This window comes from gamma proteobacterium symbiont of Axiagastus rosmarus, assembly GCF_059730925.1.
Genome location: NZ_AP035925.1, coordinates 3,752,373 through 3,766,427, shown reverse-complemented (window position 1 = coordinate 3,766,427; position 14,055 = coordinate 3,752,373). Strand labels below are relative to the sequence as shown.

The window sequence follows — 14,055 nt, the reverse complement described above, 5'->3', positions numbered from 1 at the left end:
GCTGCCTGCCTGGCGATAAGCACAGCCGATAAATACCTGCGTCGCGCTGCGTTGCCAATTTTTCGTTTAATTTAAGCGACCTGGCGCAACGTCGACATCTCTAACTGTAGTCCAATCTGCATGCCGGCGGGGTGTAAATCTGCCACGCTGCGGTTGAGCACATCCACCGACAACTCGACCTGATTCGCCAGCACGCGATAGCGGATCACGTTCCCGAGCAGGCTATGGCTGAGAATGGTGGCCGCGATGCCTGCCTGCGGTGCGCACAGCTGGATGGATTCCGGACGAATCGCCACCTGGCTGCTGAACGGCTGACCGGTCAGCTGCGTTGCCTGTTCGGCACTCAGCAGGTTGTAGTTGCCAATAAAGCCCGCGGCGAACAGATCCACCGGCTGGGTATAGAGCGTTTCCGCGTTGCCGTTTTGCACAATGCGACCGCGGTTCATCAGCACAATACGGTCCGACAGCGTCAGCGCCTCTTCCTGATCGTGGGTGACAAAAATGGTGGTTAGCTTCAGCTCCTGCTGAATGTGGCGAATCTGCTCGCGCAGATGGCGGCGAATGCGGGCGTCCAGCGCCGACAGCGGTTCATCCAGCAGCAGCAGACGCGGCCGCGTCACCAGCGAACGCGCCAGCGCCACGCGTTGACACTGACCACCCGACAGCTGGTGCGGATAGCGGCGCGCGAAGTCGGTCAGCTCCACCAGCGCCAGCGCTTCCATCACGCGTTGCTGAATCTCGCCGGCGGCCAGTTTCTGCATCTTCAGGCCAAAGGCGACGTTCTTCTCTACCGTCATATTGGGAAACAGCGCATAGCTCTGGAACACCATGCCAATGGTACGTTTCTGCGGCGGCAGCGGCACCAGATCCTGGCCCTGCAGCAGAATGGTGCCGCTGTCGACATCGGTCAGGCCGGCGATGCAGCGCAGCAGTGTTGACTTGCCGCAGCCGCTCGGGCCGAGCAGGGTGACAAACTCACCTTCGTCGGCGCTGAAATCGATGTTTTCAAAAATGGTGGTCGGGCCGTAGCTTTTATTCAGTTGGGTAACGTTCAGGTAACTCATGGTCAGCCTCGTTCAGGATTGAGGGCATTGGCCAGCCAGGTGACCAGCAGGACAACCGCAAAATAAGAGATCACCAGCGCGCTGGTGAAATGCCCGCTGCCGTTGCGCATGTTGTAGAGATAAACCTGCAGCGTTTCATAGCGGGTGCCGACCAGCAGGTTAGCAAAGACAAACTCACCAATCAGAAAGGAGAAGGAGAGCAGCACGGCAATAAACACCCCTTTGCGCAGATTTGGCAGCACCACAAACAGGGCTGCCTGCCAGGTGCTGGCGCCCAGCAGATGAGCCGCGTCAATCAGCTCTTTCAGGTTGATGGCCTGCATGTTGTTGGCAATGGCGCGGTAGATAAACGGCAACGCAATGGTGAAGTAACAGCCGATGAGAATCCATGGCGTGCCGGTCAGCATCAGCGGGCCCGAGGAGTAGAGCTGCAGCAGCCCGACCGACGAGACTACCGGCGGCACGGCAAACGGCATCAGAATCAGCACGTTCATCACCGCGTCCAGTTTTGGATAGTAGTAAGCGATTACAAACATCGCAGGCAGCACCAGCAGCAGGGAGAACAGCAGCGCACCCACGCAGATCAGCAGCGAATGACCGAGCGCGGTGAGGAAGCGCGGATCGCTCCACAACTGCGTCAGCCACTTCAGGGTAAAGCCCTGCGGCAGAATGGTATCGCTCCACTCGCTGGAGATGCCGTACAGCAGCGTCGCCAGCAGCGGTGCGGCGAGCACGATCAGCAGCAGCCAGACAATCAGGCGATGGTAGAGTTTTTCGACGCGAGACATGTCAGGACTCCTGTACGCGGGCATGCAGATAGCTGCGACGCACCAGATACTGCTGCACCACGGTAATCAGCGCCATAATCAGCACCAGCAGCATCGCCAGCGCGCCGCCGGTATTGGGATCGAGCGAGATATCGCCTGATACCAGCGCGGCGATGCGCACCGGCACCACGTTGAAGTTGCCGGTGGTCAGCGCGTAAATGGTGGCGTAGGCGCCCAGCGCGTTGGCCAGCAAAATTACAAAGGTGCCGAGCAGTGCCGGAAACAGAATCGGCAGGCCGATGTGCCACCAGTAGCGCCAGCGGCTGGCACCGAGCAGTGCCGCCGACTCTTCCCAGTCTTTCCGCAGCCCGTCAAACGCCGGGTAGAGCAGCAGAATACCGAGCGGAATCTGGAACCAGGTGTAAACCAGCACCATGCCGTCGCGCGAAAACAGCTTAAAGCTGTCCAGCCAGCCGTAGTGGCGCAGCAGCAGCGTCAGGCAGCCGTTCAGTCCGAGCAGGATGACAAAGGCGAAGGCCAGCGGCACGCCGGCGAAGTTGCTGGTCATATTGGTGAACGACAGCAAAAAGCGCTGAAAACGCCCGGTGCCGAGCTTGTGCAGCGAATAACCGGCAAGCAGCGCGATCAGCAGGCCGTAAACGCTCGACCACAGCGAAATATCCAGCGACAGGCGAAAAGCCTGCAGGTAGAACGGTGAAGTGAGGATATCGCTGTAGTTGTCGATGCCCCAGCGCTCATTGATATCGCTCCAGAAGCTGTTGATGGCAATCCACAGCAGCGGCGCGAGCTGGAAGGCGATCCAGAACAGCACGAACGGCAGCAGCAGCAGCGAGGCCAGGGTTTTGCCCTTCATCAGCGCGGCTCCGCCAGCAGACCGCGACACAGCGGTTTGTCGTGCGGGACGCCGAGCAGGGTGCAGACGGTGCCGCACAGGTCGGTTTGCTGCGGCTCCAGGTCGGGCTGCAGCGAGAAGCCGCGGCCAAAAACAAACAGCGGCACCTGCGTCTCTTCCGGCAGAATACCGCCGTGCGAGCGATCGTCGTTCATGCCGTGATCGGCGGTGACAATCACCTGATAACCGGCGGCCAGCCAGCCGGGCATCCACTGCGACAGATAGCCATCCGCCATTCGTGCCCGGTTACGGTACTGCGGTGATGACAGGCTGTGCTTGTGCCCGGCATCGTCGATGTTCATTGGGTGAATCAGCAGGAAATCGGGATCGTGCTGCAGGCGCAGGCTTTCGGCATCCTCGAACAGATGCGAGTCGGGGTAACCGTCGTCCCAGTAGAAATGGCCGTACTGGATCGGCAGGTCGGGCGCGTTAGTGTGGCGATCGCGCGCGGCGTTGAACGGCGAGCGGTTATACAGTTCGCTCACCCAGTGATAAGCGGCAGCGGCGGTAGTGAGTCCGGCGTCGCGCGCGTAGTGGAAGATACTGCGCTGATTGCTCAGGCGATTGACGCCGTTGTGAATGATGCCGCTGCGCACCGGCGGAATGCCGGTCAGAATGCATTCGTACAGCGGACGCGACAGCGACGGCAATTCGCAGGTCAGCGTGTAATAGTGGCCGTTGCCCTGTTTGCATTCGGCAAACAGATAGCCCATGGCGTGCTGCGCCACCTGATTACTCAGCCCATCGAGTACCACCAGGATTGTTTTCATCCCCGCTCCCTCAGGTGCGCATGAATGCGCACCCTGTAAAAATTGGTGATAGGTACCGGCGCAATGTATTGCGCATTGCCGGAAAACGGATGCGCGATACATCGCGCCGCTACGGTATGTGCGACTGGCAGAACGTCTGCATTACTGTTTCATGTTAATAACCACATTCTCCTGCCAGAGGCGCGGCAGCAGTTTTGAGGTCTTATCCCAGGCAGCCTGATCTTTGATCGGACGGGCATTTTTATATTCCGACTGCGGCAGCAGTTTGGCCTGCACGTCTGCTGGCAGCGTTAAATGCTCGGCGCGAATCGGGCGCGCATAGCCTTTCGCCAGGTTGATCTGGCCCTCATCCGACAGAATGTATTCACGCGCCAGCTTCGCCGCGTTCGGGTGGCGGGCGTATTTGTTGATAATGGTGGTGTAGCCAGAAGTCACGGACCCGTCCGACGGAATCACCACTTCGTAGCGATTTTTATCAATCTGATCGCGGTAGTTCAGGCCGTTGAAGTCCCACACCACGGCGACCTGAATCTCACCTTTTTCGATGTTGGCGATCACCGGATCGGTCACGCCAAGGCGGCCCTGTTTCGCCAGCTCGCCAAAGAACGCCAGCGCCGGCTTGATGTTCTTCTCGTCACCGCCCAGCGCATAGCTGGCGGCGAGGACGCCGTTTGCCGCCTGAGCTGCCGTGCCGACGTCGCCGATAGTGACCACATACTTACCTTTTTTCAGATCGGCCCAGCTGTGCGGGGCGTCTTTCACCTGCTGCTTGTCGATCAGGAAAGCGATGGTGCCGGTGTAGGCCAGCATCCAATTGCCATCGGCGTCTTTCGCCCATGCCGGAATCTGATCCCAGTGCGTCGGTTTGTAGGGTTGCGCCACGCCTTTGGCGACGGCAATCGGACCGAAAGCGGCGCCCACGTCGCCGATATCGGCGCTGGCGTTATCCTGCTCGGCGGCAAACTTCGCCAGCTCCTGCGCCGAAGACATATCGGTATCACTGTGCTTGAGACCGTATTTGGTGCTGAGATCGTTCCAGGTATCTTTCCAGTTAGCCCAGGTGTCAGGCATACCGACGCTGTTCACCTGGCCTTCGGCGCGTGCGGCTTTTTCCAGCGCGGCAAGATCATTATCGGCGGCATGCGCGGCGGGCAGCGCAAGCAGAACGGCACTGGCTACTACAGAAGAGATAAACGCTTTCATCTCGGTTGCTCCGGGTGTAAGTTGTGGGTCGTCGTGGTCTAGTCCAGCAAGAACCGAGCCAATGTAGCCCGGATAGATGAAGGTTTTATGACCGGGGTGTTGAAATGGGATGTGGCGCGTCGTTCCACATGCGGTTACAGCGCGCTAAAGCGTGGGATGTGCCTTGTCACATTGTAGTCATCGAACTGTCATAGTGCAGATTTGCCCCAAAATGAGGCTAAAAAATGTCGTCGAAAACCGCAGATGTGATCGCCGCCGCACTATGCGAACGGATTGAAAACGGAGAGTTTGTCACCAGACGATTACCGGCCGAGCGCGCGTTGAGCGAACAATATTCCACCACGCGCATCACGCTGCGTGAAGCGCTTGGCCTGCTGGAAGCGCAGGGCGTCATCTACCGCGAACTACGGCGCGGCTGGTTTATTGCGCCGCCGCGCCTCATCTATAACCCGGCACATCACAGCCACTTTCACGCCATGGCGCTGCAGCAGGGGCGCATTGCCAGCACTGAGGTGATGGAGGCGGGCAAGGTGCCGGCGCAGCTGGCAATTGCGCGCCATCTGCAACTGCTGGAAGGCGATCAGGTGTACCGCATTCGCCGCCTGCGCCGCATAGATGGCCGCGCAGTGCTGTACGTCGAGCATTACCTCAATCCGGCCTTCTTTCCCGGTCTGCTGCGTGAAGATCTCACCCGCTCGCTGACCGATCTGTATGACCAGCGCTACGGCATTCATTACGGCGGTGCGCGATTTACTATTGTACCCGGCCCGCTACCGGCACGGGCGGCGCCAGCACTCAATGTGGCGAGCGGTACGCCCGGCCTGCTGATTACGCGTATCAACCGTGACCAGCATAAGCGGGTGATTGACTGCGACTGCGAGTACTGGCGTTATGACGCGCTGTGCGTTGATGTTGAGGTGTGATGTATTGTGATTTAGATCACATTACAGCATGATAGCGCCAGAAGAATCTCGTCATCTGAGGCGCAAAATAATGACAACAAAACCAGCGGCGGGGCAGCTTATTGCTTCGGTATTACAGTGGGTACTGAACATTGGCCTGGTGATTCTGGCCGTTATTCTGGTGGTGTTTCTCGGTAAAGAGACCATTCACCTGGCGAATGTGCTGTTCAGTACCGGTGAGCAGGCGTCCTCGTATCTGCTGATCGAAGGCATTGTGATCTACTTTCTCTATTTCGAGTTTATCGCGCTGATTGTGAAGTACTTTCAGTCCGGCTATCACTTTCCGCTGCGCTACTTCGTCTATATCGGGATCACGGCGATTATTCGTCTGATCATTGTCGACCATAAAAATCCTTTCGATACGTTGTGCTACTCGGCGGCCATTTTGATTCTGGTGGTGACGCTGTGGCTGGCCAACAGTAACCGCCTGAAACGCGAGTAATTCCTCCCGCGACGCCAGCGTGGCACAAGCAGATGTGTCACGCTGAGCGCGGTGCGCTACACTAGGGCAACTTTTTTACCGGAGATGTCCTGATGTCGCATGACGCGCTGCGCCAGTTACGCGCACTGCACTGGCTGCCAGCCTCTTCCCCGTTACTTTCACCGCCGCTGCTTGACTGGCTGCTGGAAGAAGACTCAATGACGCGCCGCTTTGAGCAGCACTGCCAGCAGGTTACCGTACAACTGCTGCGGGAAGCGTTCATTACCGCCGATGAGATGCCGCAGGAAGCGGCGTTTCTGCCTGCCGACACGCGCTTCTGGCTGCGTGAAATCGTGCTGTGCGGTGACAATGAACCCTGGCTGATTGGCCGAACCGTGGTGCCGGAGAGCACGCTGAACGGCCCGGAACAGATGCTGCAAAATCTCGGCACGCGGCCACTGGGACGCTACCTGTTTTCCTCCTCGACGCTGAGCCGCGATTTTATCGATCCGGGCCAGATTGATGACCTGTGGGGACGCCGCTCGCGGCTGCGCCTGTCCGGCAAACCGCTGCTGTTAACTGAACTGTTTTTACCGGCGTCGCCGCTGTACCGCGCGCTGAAGCAAGGATAATGCCCCGTGCAAAAGACTTTAACCATGAGCAAATGGCAGGCCTATAGTCGCCTGATGCGTATTGATAAACCGATTGGCACGCTGCTGCTGCTGTGGCCGACACTGTGGGCGCTGTGGCTATCCGGCATGGCGATTCCGCCGCTGTCGGTGCTGGTGGTGTTCGTCCTCGGCGTGTTTGTGATGCGTGCGGCGGGCTGCGTGATCAACGATTATGCCGACCGTAACGTCGACGGCCACGTGAAACGCACCGCCGCGCGACCGTTAGCCAGCGGCGCGGTAACGGAGAAAGAGGCGAAGCTGCTGTTCGCCGGCCTCGGTCTGCTGGCGTTCCTGCTGGTGCTGACTATGAACCGCATGACCATTCTGCTGTCATTTGGCGGGCTGGCGCTGGCGTGGGTTTATCCCTTTATGAAGCGCTATACCCATCTGCCGCAGGTGGTGCTGGGCGCAGCGTTTGGCTGGGCGATTCCGATGGGCTGGGCGGCGGTTAGTGAGTCCTTACCCTTTGTCTGCTGGCTGGTGTTTCTCGCCAATATTTGCTGGACGGTGGCTTATGACACCCAGTACGCCATGGTTGACCGCGACGACGATCTGAAGATTGGCGTGAAATCGACGGCGATTCTGTTTGGGCGTTACGACAAGCTGATTATCGGGCTGTTACAGCTGGCCGCGCTGGGCCTGATGGCGCTGGTGGGCATTTTACTGCATCTGAACGGTGCGTTTTACTGGTCGCTGCTGCTGGCGGGCGGGCTGTTTGTGCATCAGCAGAAACTGATTGCCGGGCGTGAACGTGAGCTGTGCTTCCAGGCATTCCTCAACAACAACTACGTTGGCCTGGTGCTGTTTATTGGCGTGCTGCTCAATACCCAGCCGTTTGTCGCGCTGTTTTGATGGTGGGGTGATTAACCCCGGCGGTGCGTCGGTCGCCGCAGTGGGAAGCGCGTTCTTTCCGCGTCTGAATTCTGACAACGAAAACCGCGGCGCAATCTGGCGTGTGACAGATGCGCCGCGGTTTCCAGTCGTCCATTAGTCGTGCGCCACGGCACTCTCAATGGTCAGACGGACATCGCTGGTGACCAGTTCGGCCAGCATCTGCCACATCATATTGGTACGTTCAGCATCCGCATCACCGGAATCACTGATATAGCCTTCATCACGCAGCGACAGCACCAGCGCGGTAAAGACCGCCTTATCAAAGAACTCCGGCGCATTGATACCGTGCAGCACTGACAGACGCTGAGCCAGCGTGCGGCTCTCTTTCTCCAGCGTGCCACGGTTAATGGTCGGCTTGGCGCTGAGAATGGCGAAGGTGATGGCGAAACGCTGCAGCGTTTCACGAATCCCGGCCGCCAGCAGCTGCAGCGTACGGTAACGCGCCGCACTCATTTTCAGCTGGCCTTCCTGTACGGTGATCAGCCCCTGCCGCGCCATTTCGGCGCAGAGCGCATTCAGCAGGGCCGGCAGTTCGGCACTGTCCCAGCGCAGGAACAGTTCGCTCTTCAGCATCGGATAAACCAGGCTGACCTGACGCAGCAGTTCCGCCTCGCTGATCTCCCGATGCTGCTGCACGATAGCGGCAATCAGCGACGGCATCACCAGCATATGGTGGATGTTGTTGCGATAGTAGGTCATCAGCACCGCCTGCTCGCGCGGCAGAATAATGATCTCGCCAATACTGTCCTGCTCGGTCTCGAACTTGTTCATGCCCATGGCGTGATCGAGCAGCGCTTCAGCGCTGAGATCCGGCACGGTCGACTCGGGTGAGTACGGCACATTGCGCAGCAGCTGGGTGTAGCACTCCAGCTGTTCCGTCAGCTGTTCACGCGTCAGCGAACGCTGGCGCGATGCCAGCAGCGCGGTCACGCACAGGTTCATGGCGTTGGCCGCGCCGGCTTCGTTGATGCGCACCATCAGACGTGCCGCGATATCGTTCACCACCGGCGTCATCCACGCCGGACGCTGAGGATCGATAGGGTCAATCGCGTCGCGCCACTCGGGTACCTGCTTGTTGAGATAGTTAACCAGCGACAGCGGCTCACCGAAGTTCACATAGCCCTGGCCGAGGTTACGCAGCTTGCGCAGGCCGCGCACCATCTGCATGAAACCCTCTTTCTCTTTCGCGGCACCGCGCAGCTCTTTGGCATAAGTGCCGACTTCCATCACGTGCTCATAACCGATGTAGATCGGCACAAAGGTGATAGGACGGCTGCCGCCGCGCAGCAGCGCCTGTAACGTCATCGACAGCGTGCCGGTTTTCGGGTCGAGCAGACGGCCAGTACGTGAGCGCCCGCCCTCAACAAAATACTCAACCGAATAGCCGCGGCTGAACAGCTCGCCCAGATACTCGCGGAACACCGTGGAGTAGAGCTTGTTGCCTTTAAAGGTACGACGAATAAAGAAGGCACCGAGGCGACGGAAAATCGGTCCGGCTGGCCAGAAGTTGAGATTGATACCGGCAGCAATGTGCGGCGGCACCAGGCCCTGATGATAGAGCACGTAGGACAGCAGCAGATAATCCATGTGGCTGCGGTGGCATGGCACGTAAACAATTTCGTGACCATCCTGCGCCAGCTGGCGCACGCGTTCGCCGCCGTGCACGTTAATGCCCTGATAGAGCCGACTCCACAGCCAGCCCATCACACGGTCAGTCACGCGGATCGCTTCGTACGAGAAATCCGCCGCCACTTCTTCCATCATTTCGATGGCGTTCTGCTGCGCTTTTTCATGCGAAATTTTCTTGCTGCGCGCTTCGTCTTCAACCGCTTTCTCAATCGCTTTGGATTGCAGCAGTTTGTTGAACAGATCCTGGCGTGCCGGCAGACGCGGGCCGACGGCTGCCAGCCGCTGGCGGGCAAAATGAATGCGCGCGACACGTGCCAGTTTCTGCGCGATCGACTGATCGGTACCGTGTTCGGTGGCCATCTGACGCAGCGAAACCGTGGGCGAGAAGCGGACAAAGCTGTCGCGACCGTGCCACAGGATGGCAAAGAACTTCTGTATACCGTTAAGAATACGCAGATGTGGCGTCGGTTCGCCCTGAATTTCACGGCCTGGCGCACGGCCAAACATCACGGAAACCGGCAGCATCTGTACGTCCAGCGCCGCATTGTTGCGGTGCAGATCGAGGTAGTCATGGAAAAGCTTGACCGACTCCGGGTTCGCCACGAAATAGGGGAAGACGCGTGGCCCATCGTGAATAAATACGTGGCGCGGCAGCAGGGTGCCGTCAATCTCCAGCGGCGCCAGCGGATCCGGCAGATCGTGCTTCAGGCACTGTGCGCGTAGCGTGAGCAGGTCCGCCTTTGAATCATAAGGCAAAACATACATCACCGGACGGGTCGGATCGATACCGTGTTCCGAGATCGGATCGGTCGGAATGACCTTACTTTTTACCAAAATAGAGAGTGGTAAATTCAACAATTTGTAATAGAGTTTACGCCAACCTGACATAGACAACTTGAAGCCTCTTGTTAGCAAAGCGCGGCAAGCATACCAGAAAGTGCGGCGAAGATCTGTGGCTGTGCCACCTCGCGCGCCCAGACATTGACGTCAAAAACAGTTAAGGGTTCCACAACATGGCAAATAACGTCACCGGTTTCCTGAGAATCATTAAAGCCGCCGGTTATTCCTGGCAGGGGCTGCGCGCTGCCTGGCAGCATGAAGCCGCTTTTCGCCAGGAGGCGATTACCGCACTGGTCGCGGTTGCCATTGCCTGCTGGCTGGATGTCGATGCCATCACGCGTGTGTTGCTGATTGGCTCGGTGGTGCTGGTGGTCATTGTTGAGATCCTTAACAGTGCCATCGAAGCCGTGGTGGACCGCATCGGTCAGGAGCGCCATCCGCTGGCAGGACGCGCCAAAGACATGGGCTCGGCGGCGGTACTGCTGGCTATCTTACTGGCTCTGTTTGTCTGGATCGCGCTGCTTTGGTCGCATTTGCGATAAACATTCCACATTCATCAAGCCGCTGATTTTTCCCTCTGTTTCGGTTTTCATTTCGCCAATACCTGTATATACTCACAGCGACTGTATAAACAACCAGGGGGCGGGATGAAAGCGTTAACCAGCAGGCAGCAACAGGTCTATGACCTGATTCGCGACCATATTAATCAGACCGGCATGCCGCCAACGCGTGCTGAAATTGCTTCGCAACTGGGCTTCCGCTCGCCTAACGCTGCTGAAGAGCACCTGAAAGCGCTGGCGCGTAAAGGTGTCATTGAAATCGTCTCCGGTGCATCGCGCGGTATCCGCCTGCTGATGGAAGAAGAGGCGAGTGAAGGGCTGCCACTGATCGGTCGCGTCGCCGCCGGTGAACCGCTGCTGGCGCAGGAACATATCGAAGCCCACTATCAGGTCGACGCCAACCTGTTCAAACCCTCTGCCGATTTCCTGCTGCGCGTCAGCGGTATGTCGATGAAAGATATCGGCATTATGGACGGCGATCTGCTCGCGGTGCATAAAACACAGGAAGTGCGCAATGGCCAGGTGGTGGTTGCGCGTATTGATGATGAAGTCACGGTGAAACGCTGGAAGAAGCAGGGCGCGATTGTCCAGCTGCTGCCGGAAAACAATGATTTCAAGCCGATTGTCGTGGATACCCGTGAACAGTCGCTGACCGTGGAAGGGCTGGTCGTAGGCATCGTGCGCAACGGCGAGTGGCTCTGAAACCCGGTTGATCTCCCCCGCTGCGGTGGCGCTCGCGCGCTGGCCGCAGTCTGCTTTAATCATACTTTTGTTCCCGGCCCGTAAGGCGCTCGCTCAGGCCGACTACCGTAACCCTCGGGATGGGGCTGATGCAGCTATTTTCCTCTTCTGATAAAGCGCTGTGGCGACTGGCGTTGCCAATGATCCTCTCCAATATCACCGTGCCGCTGCTCGGCGTGGTCGATACCGCCGTGATTGGCCATCTTGATAGCCCGATCTACCTCGGCGGCGTGGCCGTAGGCACCACGGCAACCAGCTTCATCTTTATGCTGCTGCTGTTTCTGCGTATGAGCACCACCGGTTTAACCGCGCAGGCGTTCGGGGCCGGCGATAAACAGGCACTGGCGCGCGCACTGATGCAGCCGCTGCTGATCGCTCTGGCCGCCGGGTTGCTGCTGGCGCTGCTGCGTTCTCCTGCCAGTAGCCTGGCGGCAACGCTGATGGGCGGCAGCGCGGAAGTCCAGCAGCAGGCGCAGATCTTCATTGAAATCCGCTGGCTGAGCGCACCGGCTACGCTGGCTAACCTGGTGATTCTCGGCTGGCTGCTGGGCGTGCAGTATGCGCGTGCGCCGATGGTTCTGCTGATTGTCGGAAACCTGGTCAACATCCTGCTCGATCTGCTGCTGGTGCTGAAACTGCACTGGGGCGTTGCCGGTGCCGCCGCCGCCACGGCGCTGGCCGAATACGTGACGCTGGCAGTGGGATTATGGATGGTGGCGCGCGTGCTGAAACTGCGCGGTATCGATTTCAAACTGCTGAAAAACAGCTGGCGCGGTGACGCGGCGCGGTTATTTCGCCTTAATCGCGACATCATGCTGCGCTCGCTCATGCTGCAGATCTGCTTTGCCTCGCTGACCCTGCTGGGTGCACGCATCGGACCGGATGTGGTTGCGGTCAATGCGGTGCTGTTGATGTTCCTGACGTTTACTGCCTATGCGCTGGACGGCTTTGCTTACGCGGTGGAAGCCTGCTCGGGTGAAGCGGTAGGGGCAAAAGATCGCAGCCGGCTGCTGCTGATCTGGCATGCCGCCTGTCGCCAGGCGGGTATCGTTGCGCTGCTGTTTGCGCTTATTTATGCGCTCAGCGGGCCGCACATTGTTGCGCTGCTTACCTCGCTGCAGCCGCTGCGTGAGATGGCCGATCGCTTTCTGCTGTGGCAGGTAATTTTACCGCTGGTCGGCGTCTGGTGTTATCTGCTGGACGGTATGTTCATCGGCGCGACACGCGGCCGCGAAATGCGTAACAGCATGATCATGGCAGCAGCCGGTTTCGGTATCACTTTGCTGACGCTGCCGTGGTTAGGGAATCACGGTTTATGGCTGGCGATCACGGTGTTTCTGGCGCTGCGTGGCCTGACGCTGGGATGGATGTGGCGCCGCCACTGGCAGCGTGACAGCTGGTTCAGTCAGCCATAAGCGCAGCGCAGGCACCAGAATAATCTGTAATTCCGTGCACAATCCGAAGCGGCTACTATAATTATCTCAAACGGCGCAGATAAGTAGCGCGTTATATGGTTATTTCCGGCATTACATGAGAAATACACCATCTCACTCAGGAAGACGTGGAGGATTGTTATGAACAAAGACGAAGCGAGCGGAAACTGGAAGCAGTTTAAAGGGAAGTTTAAAGAGAAATGGGGCAAGTTGACCGATGACGATTTGACCGTGATCGAAGGGAAACGCGATCAGCTGGTGGGTAAAATCCAGGAACGTTACGGTTACGCCAAAGATGAAGCTGAACGTGAATTGAAAGACTGGGAAAGTCAAAACAAAGATTACCGCTGGTAAGTCTCCCGCTTTAAGGATGATGCTCCTACCCGCTGATCGTTACGATCGGCCTGGCACACGGACGTGCCAGTTACCCTTTACGCATCTTCTTCTTACTTTCGACTTCATGATCGTGATGACAGCTACCCGGCTGCGTGCAGGCAGCAACTTCAGCACAGTTTTCACACAGGCCGTGCGCCTCAATAACGCTATGACGTAAGGTAAAACCCGCCTGATCGGCCAACCCGGCAATGATCTTTTCCACGCCGTGCGCGTGCTTCTCACTGACGGCGGCACAGTTGTCGCACACCAGCATCACCGAGGTGTGCGCCGGCTCGTCGAAATGGTGGCACACCACATAACTGTTATTTGACTCTACCCGATGAATAAATCCCTGCTCCAGCAGGAAATCCAGCGCGCGATAAATAGTCGGTGGTTTCGCCTGGGGTTCACTGATGCGCAGCTGGTCCAGCAAATCGTAAGCGCTAATGGAACCGTTCTGCTCCGCCATCAGGCGCAACACTTCTGCGCGCTGCGTAGTGAGGCGCACGCCACGGTCAAGGCACAGAGATTCAGCCTGCGTGAGCAGTTGTTCGGGCGTGAGGTTTGGCATAAGCATTCTCCAGGTGATGGGTGATGTTATTTTATCACACAAACTTTTACGCTGCTGCCATTGCTTTTTTACCTTATATCACCCAGGAAATGTCCGGCTTTCAGCCACTTATCTGACGCGTTACGCCCTGGTACCTCCTTCTGTTAAGCCATGCTTTTCCTTCCTGAGTTTTTTCTCACAGGTTAACCCATCTTTTTGCTTTGCAACTCACTGACTTAGTGGCTATGGTTCAAAAGGTTTT

General features: G+C 58.0%; 15 protein-coding genes. 8 read left to right on the top strand and 7 right to left on the bottom strand.

The window, feature by feature from the left end; genetic code table 11:
- Window positions 1–71: 71 nt before the first annotated feature.
- The 5 genes from AC6I8F_RS17810 to AC6I8F_RS17790 all read right to left on the bottom strand — a co-directional run bounded on the left by AC6I8F_RS17810 (window position 72) and on the right by AC6I8F_RS17790 (window position 4,717).
- On the bottom strand, window positions 72–1,064 hold the full coding sequence (locus tag AC6I8F_RS17810; protein WP_058770007.1) for an ABC transporter ATP-binding protein: 993 nt from the start codon (window positions 1,062–1,064) through the stop codon (window positions 72–74).
- A gap of 2 nt (window positions 1,065–1,066) precedes the next feature.
- Entirely contained in the window at window positions 1,067–1,852 is a 786-nt protein-coding gene (locus AC6I8F_RS17805; protein ID WP_058757571.1) for an ABC transporter permease, read from the bottom strand.
- Between the two features lies 1 nt (window position 1,853).
- Window positions 1,854–2,705, bottom strand: a complete 852-nt coding sequence (locus AC6I8F_RS17800) for an ABC transporter permease (protein ID WP_021507865.1) — start codon at window positions 2,703–2,705, stop codon at window positions 1,854–1,856.
- The gene (locus tag AC6I8F_RS17795; RefSeq protein ID WP_058770008.1) at window positions 2,705–3,514 is read right to left on the bottom strand and encodes an alkaline phosphatase family protein; all 810 of its coding nucleotides are present in this window, start codon (window positions 3,512–3,514) and stop codon (window positions 2,705–2,707) included. The genes AC6I8F_RS17800 and AC6I8F_RS17795 overlap by 1 nt, the downstream gene beginning before the upstream one ends.
- A gap of 141 nt (window positions 3,515–3,655) precedes the next feature.
- Window positions 3,656–4,717: an ABC transporter substrate-binding protein gene (locus AC6I8F_RS17790; protein WP_058774938.1), complete on the bottom strand. Its 1,062-nt coding sequence runs from the start codon at window positions 4,715–4,717 to the stop codon at window positions 3,656–3,658.
- A gap of 224 nt (window positions 4,718–4,941) precedes the next feature.
- Between AC6I8F_RS17790 and AC6I8F_RS17785 the strand changes: the two genes are divergently transcribed.
- From AC6I8F_RS17785 to ubiA, 4 genes are all read left to right on the top strand, one after another.
- On the top strand, window positions 4,942–5,640 hold the full coding sequence (locus AC6I8F_RS17785; protein WP_498028310.1) for a UTRA domain-containing protein: 699 nt from the start codon (window positions 4,942–4,944) through the stop codon (window positions 5,638–5,640).
- A 70-nt stretch (window positions 5,641–5,710) separates the two neighbouring features.
- The gene (gene psiE, locus AC6I8F_RS17780; RefSeq protein ID WP_010616618.1) at window positions 5,711–6,121 is read left to right on the top strand and encodes a phosphate-starvation-inducible protein PsiE; all 411 of its coding nucleotides are present in this window, start codon (window positions 5,711–5,713) and stop codon (window positions 6,119–6,121) included.
- 92 nt (window positions 6,122–6,213) lie between these two features.
- Window positions 6,214–6,732, top strand: a complete 519-nt coding sequence (gene ubiC / locus AC6I8F_RS17775) for a chorismate lyase (protein ID WP_010616617.1) — start codon at window positions 6,214–6,216, stop codon at window positions 6,730–6,732.
- 24 nt (window positions 6,733–6,756) lie between these two features.
- Entirely contained in the window at window positions 6,757–7,623 is an 867-nt protein-coding gene (ubiA, locus tag AC6I8F_RS17770) for a 4-hydroxybenzoate octaprenyltransferase (protein WP_176428066.1), read from the top strand.
- Window positions 7,624–7,758: 135 nt separating this feature from the next.
- Here the strand turns inward: ubiA and plsB are convergent, their stop codons facing one another.
- Window positions 7,759–10,182 carry a glycerol-3-phosphate 1-O-acyltransferase PlsB gene (gene plsB, locus AC6I8F_RS17765; protein WP_031279763.1) on the bottom strand — a complete coding sequence of 808 codons (2,424 nt, stop codon included), beginning with the start codon at window positions 10,180–10,182 and terminating at the stop codon, window positions 7,759–7,761.
- A 125-nt stretch (window positions 10,183–10,307) separates the two neighbouring features.
- On the opposite strand from plsB, the gene AC6I8F_RS17760 reads away from it, so the two are divergent.
- From AC6I8F_RS17760 to AC6I8F_RS17745, 4 genes are all read left to right on the top strand, one after another.
- The gene (locus AC6I8F_RS17760; protein WP_498028309.1) at window positions 10,308–10,676 is read left to right on the top strand and encodes a diacylglycerol kinase; all 369 of its coding nucleotides are present in this window, start codon (window positions 10,308–10,310) and stop codon (window positions 10,674–10,676) included.
- 105 nt (window positions 10,677–10,781) lie between these two features.
- Window positions 10,782–11,396: a transcriptional repressor LexA gene (lexA, locus tag AC6I8F_RS17755; RefSeq protein ID WP_498028308.1), complete on the top strand. Its 615-nt coding sequence runs from the start codon at window positions 10,782–10,784 to the stop codon at window positions 11,394–11,396.
- A gap of 128 nt (window positions 11,397–11,524) precedes the next feature.
- Entirely contained in the window at window positions 11,525–12,850 is a 1,326-nt protein-coding gene (gene dinF / locus AC6I8F_RS17750) for an MATE family efflux transporter DinF (RefSeq protein WP_088515746.1), read from the top strand.
- Between the two features lie 159 nt (window positions 12,851–13,009).
- The gene (locus AC6I8F_RS17745; protein ID WP_021507857.1) at window positions 13,010–13,222 is read left to right on the top strand and encodes a CsbD family protein; all 213 of its coding nucleotides are present in this window, start codon (window positions 13,010–13,012) and stop codon (window positions 13,220–13,222) included.
- Between the two features lie 70 nt (window positions 13,223–13,292).
- On the opposite strand, the gene zur is transcribed toward AC6I8F_RS17745, so the two are convergent.
- The gene (gene zur, locus AC6I8F_RS17740) at window positions 13,293–13,814 is read right to left on the bottom strand and encodes a zinc uptake transcriptional repressor Zur (RefSeq protein ID WP_058774937.1); all 522 of its coding nucleotides are present in this window, start codon (window positions 13,812–13,814) and stop codon (window positions 13,293–13,295) included.
- Window positions 13,815–14,055: the final 241 nt, after the last annotated feature.

Coding starts and splice junctions, on each gene's coding strand:
- AC6I8F_RS17810 (WP_058770007.1), bottom strand. CDS start 1,064: ATGAGTTACCTGAACGTTACCCAACTGAATAAAAGCTACGGCCCGACC.
- AC6I8F_RS17805 (WP_058757571.1), bottom strand. CDS start 1,852: ATGTCTCGCGTCGAAAAACTCTACCATCGCCTGATTGTCTGGCTGCTG.
- AC6I8F_RS17800 (WP_021507865.1), bottom strand. CDS start 2,705: ATGAAGGGCAAAACCCTGGCCTCGCTGCTGCTGCTGCCGTTCGTGCTG.
- AC6I8F_RS17795 (WP_058770008.1), bottom strand. CDS start 3,514: ATGAAAACAATCCTGGTGGTACTCGATGGGCTGAGTAATCAGGTGGCG.
- AC6I8F_RS17790 (WP_058774938.1), bottom strand. CDS start 4,717: ATGAAAGCGTTTATCTCTTCTGTAGTAGCCAGTGCCGTTCTGCTTGCG.
- AC6I8F_RS17785 (WP_498028310.1), top strand. CDS start 4,942: ATGTCGTCGAAAACCGCAGATGTGATCGCCGCCGCACTATGCGAACGG.
- psiE (WP_010616618.1), top strand. CDS start 5,711: ATGACAACAAAACCAGCGGCGGGGCAGCTTATTGCTTCGGTATTACAG.
- ubiC (WP_010616617.1), top strand. CDS start 6,214: ATGTCGCATGACGCGCTGCGCCAGTTACGCGCACTGCACTGGCTGCCA.
- ubiA (WP_176428066.1), top strand. CDS start 6,757: ATGAGCAAATGGCAGGCCTATAGTCGCCTGATGCGTATTGATAAACCG.
- plsB (WP_031279763.1), bottom strand. CDS start 10,182: ATGTCAGGTTGGCGTAAACTCTATTACAAATTGTTGAATTTACCACTC.
- AC6I8F_RS17760 (WP_498028309.1), top strand. CDS start 10,308: ATGGCAAATAACGTCACCGGTTTCCTGAGAATCATTAAAGCCGCCGGT.
- lexA (WP_498028308.1), top strand. CDS start 10,782: ATGAAAGCGTTAACCAGCAGGCAGCAACAGGTCTATGACCTGATTCGC.
- dinF (WP_088515746.1), top strand. CDS start 11,525: ATGCAGCTATTTTCCTCTTCTGATAAAGCGCTGTGGCGACTGGCGTTG.
- AC6I8F_RS17745 (WP_021507857.1), top strand. CDS start 13,010: ATGAACAAAGACGAAGCGAGCGGAAACTGGAAGCAGTTTAAAGGGAAG.
- zur (WP_058774937.1), bottom strand. CDS start 13,814: ATGCCAAACCTCACGCCCGAACAACTGCTCACGCAGGCTGAATCTCTG.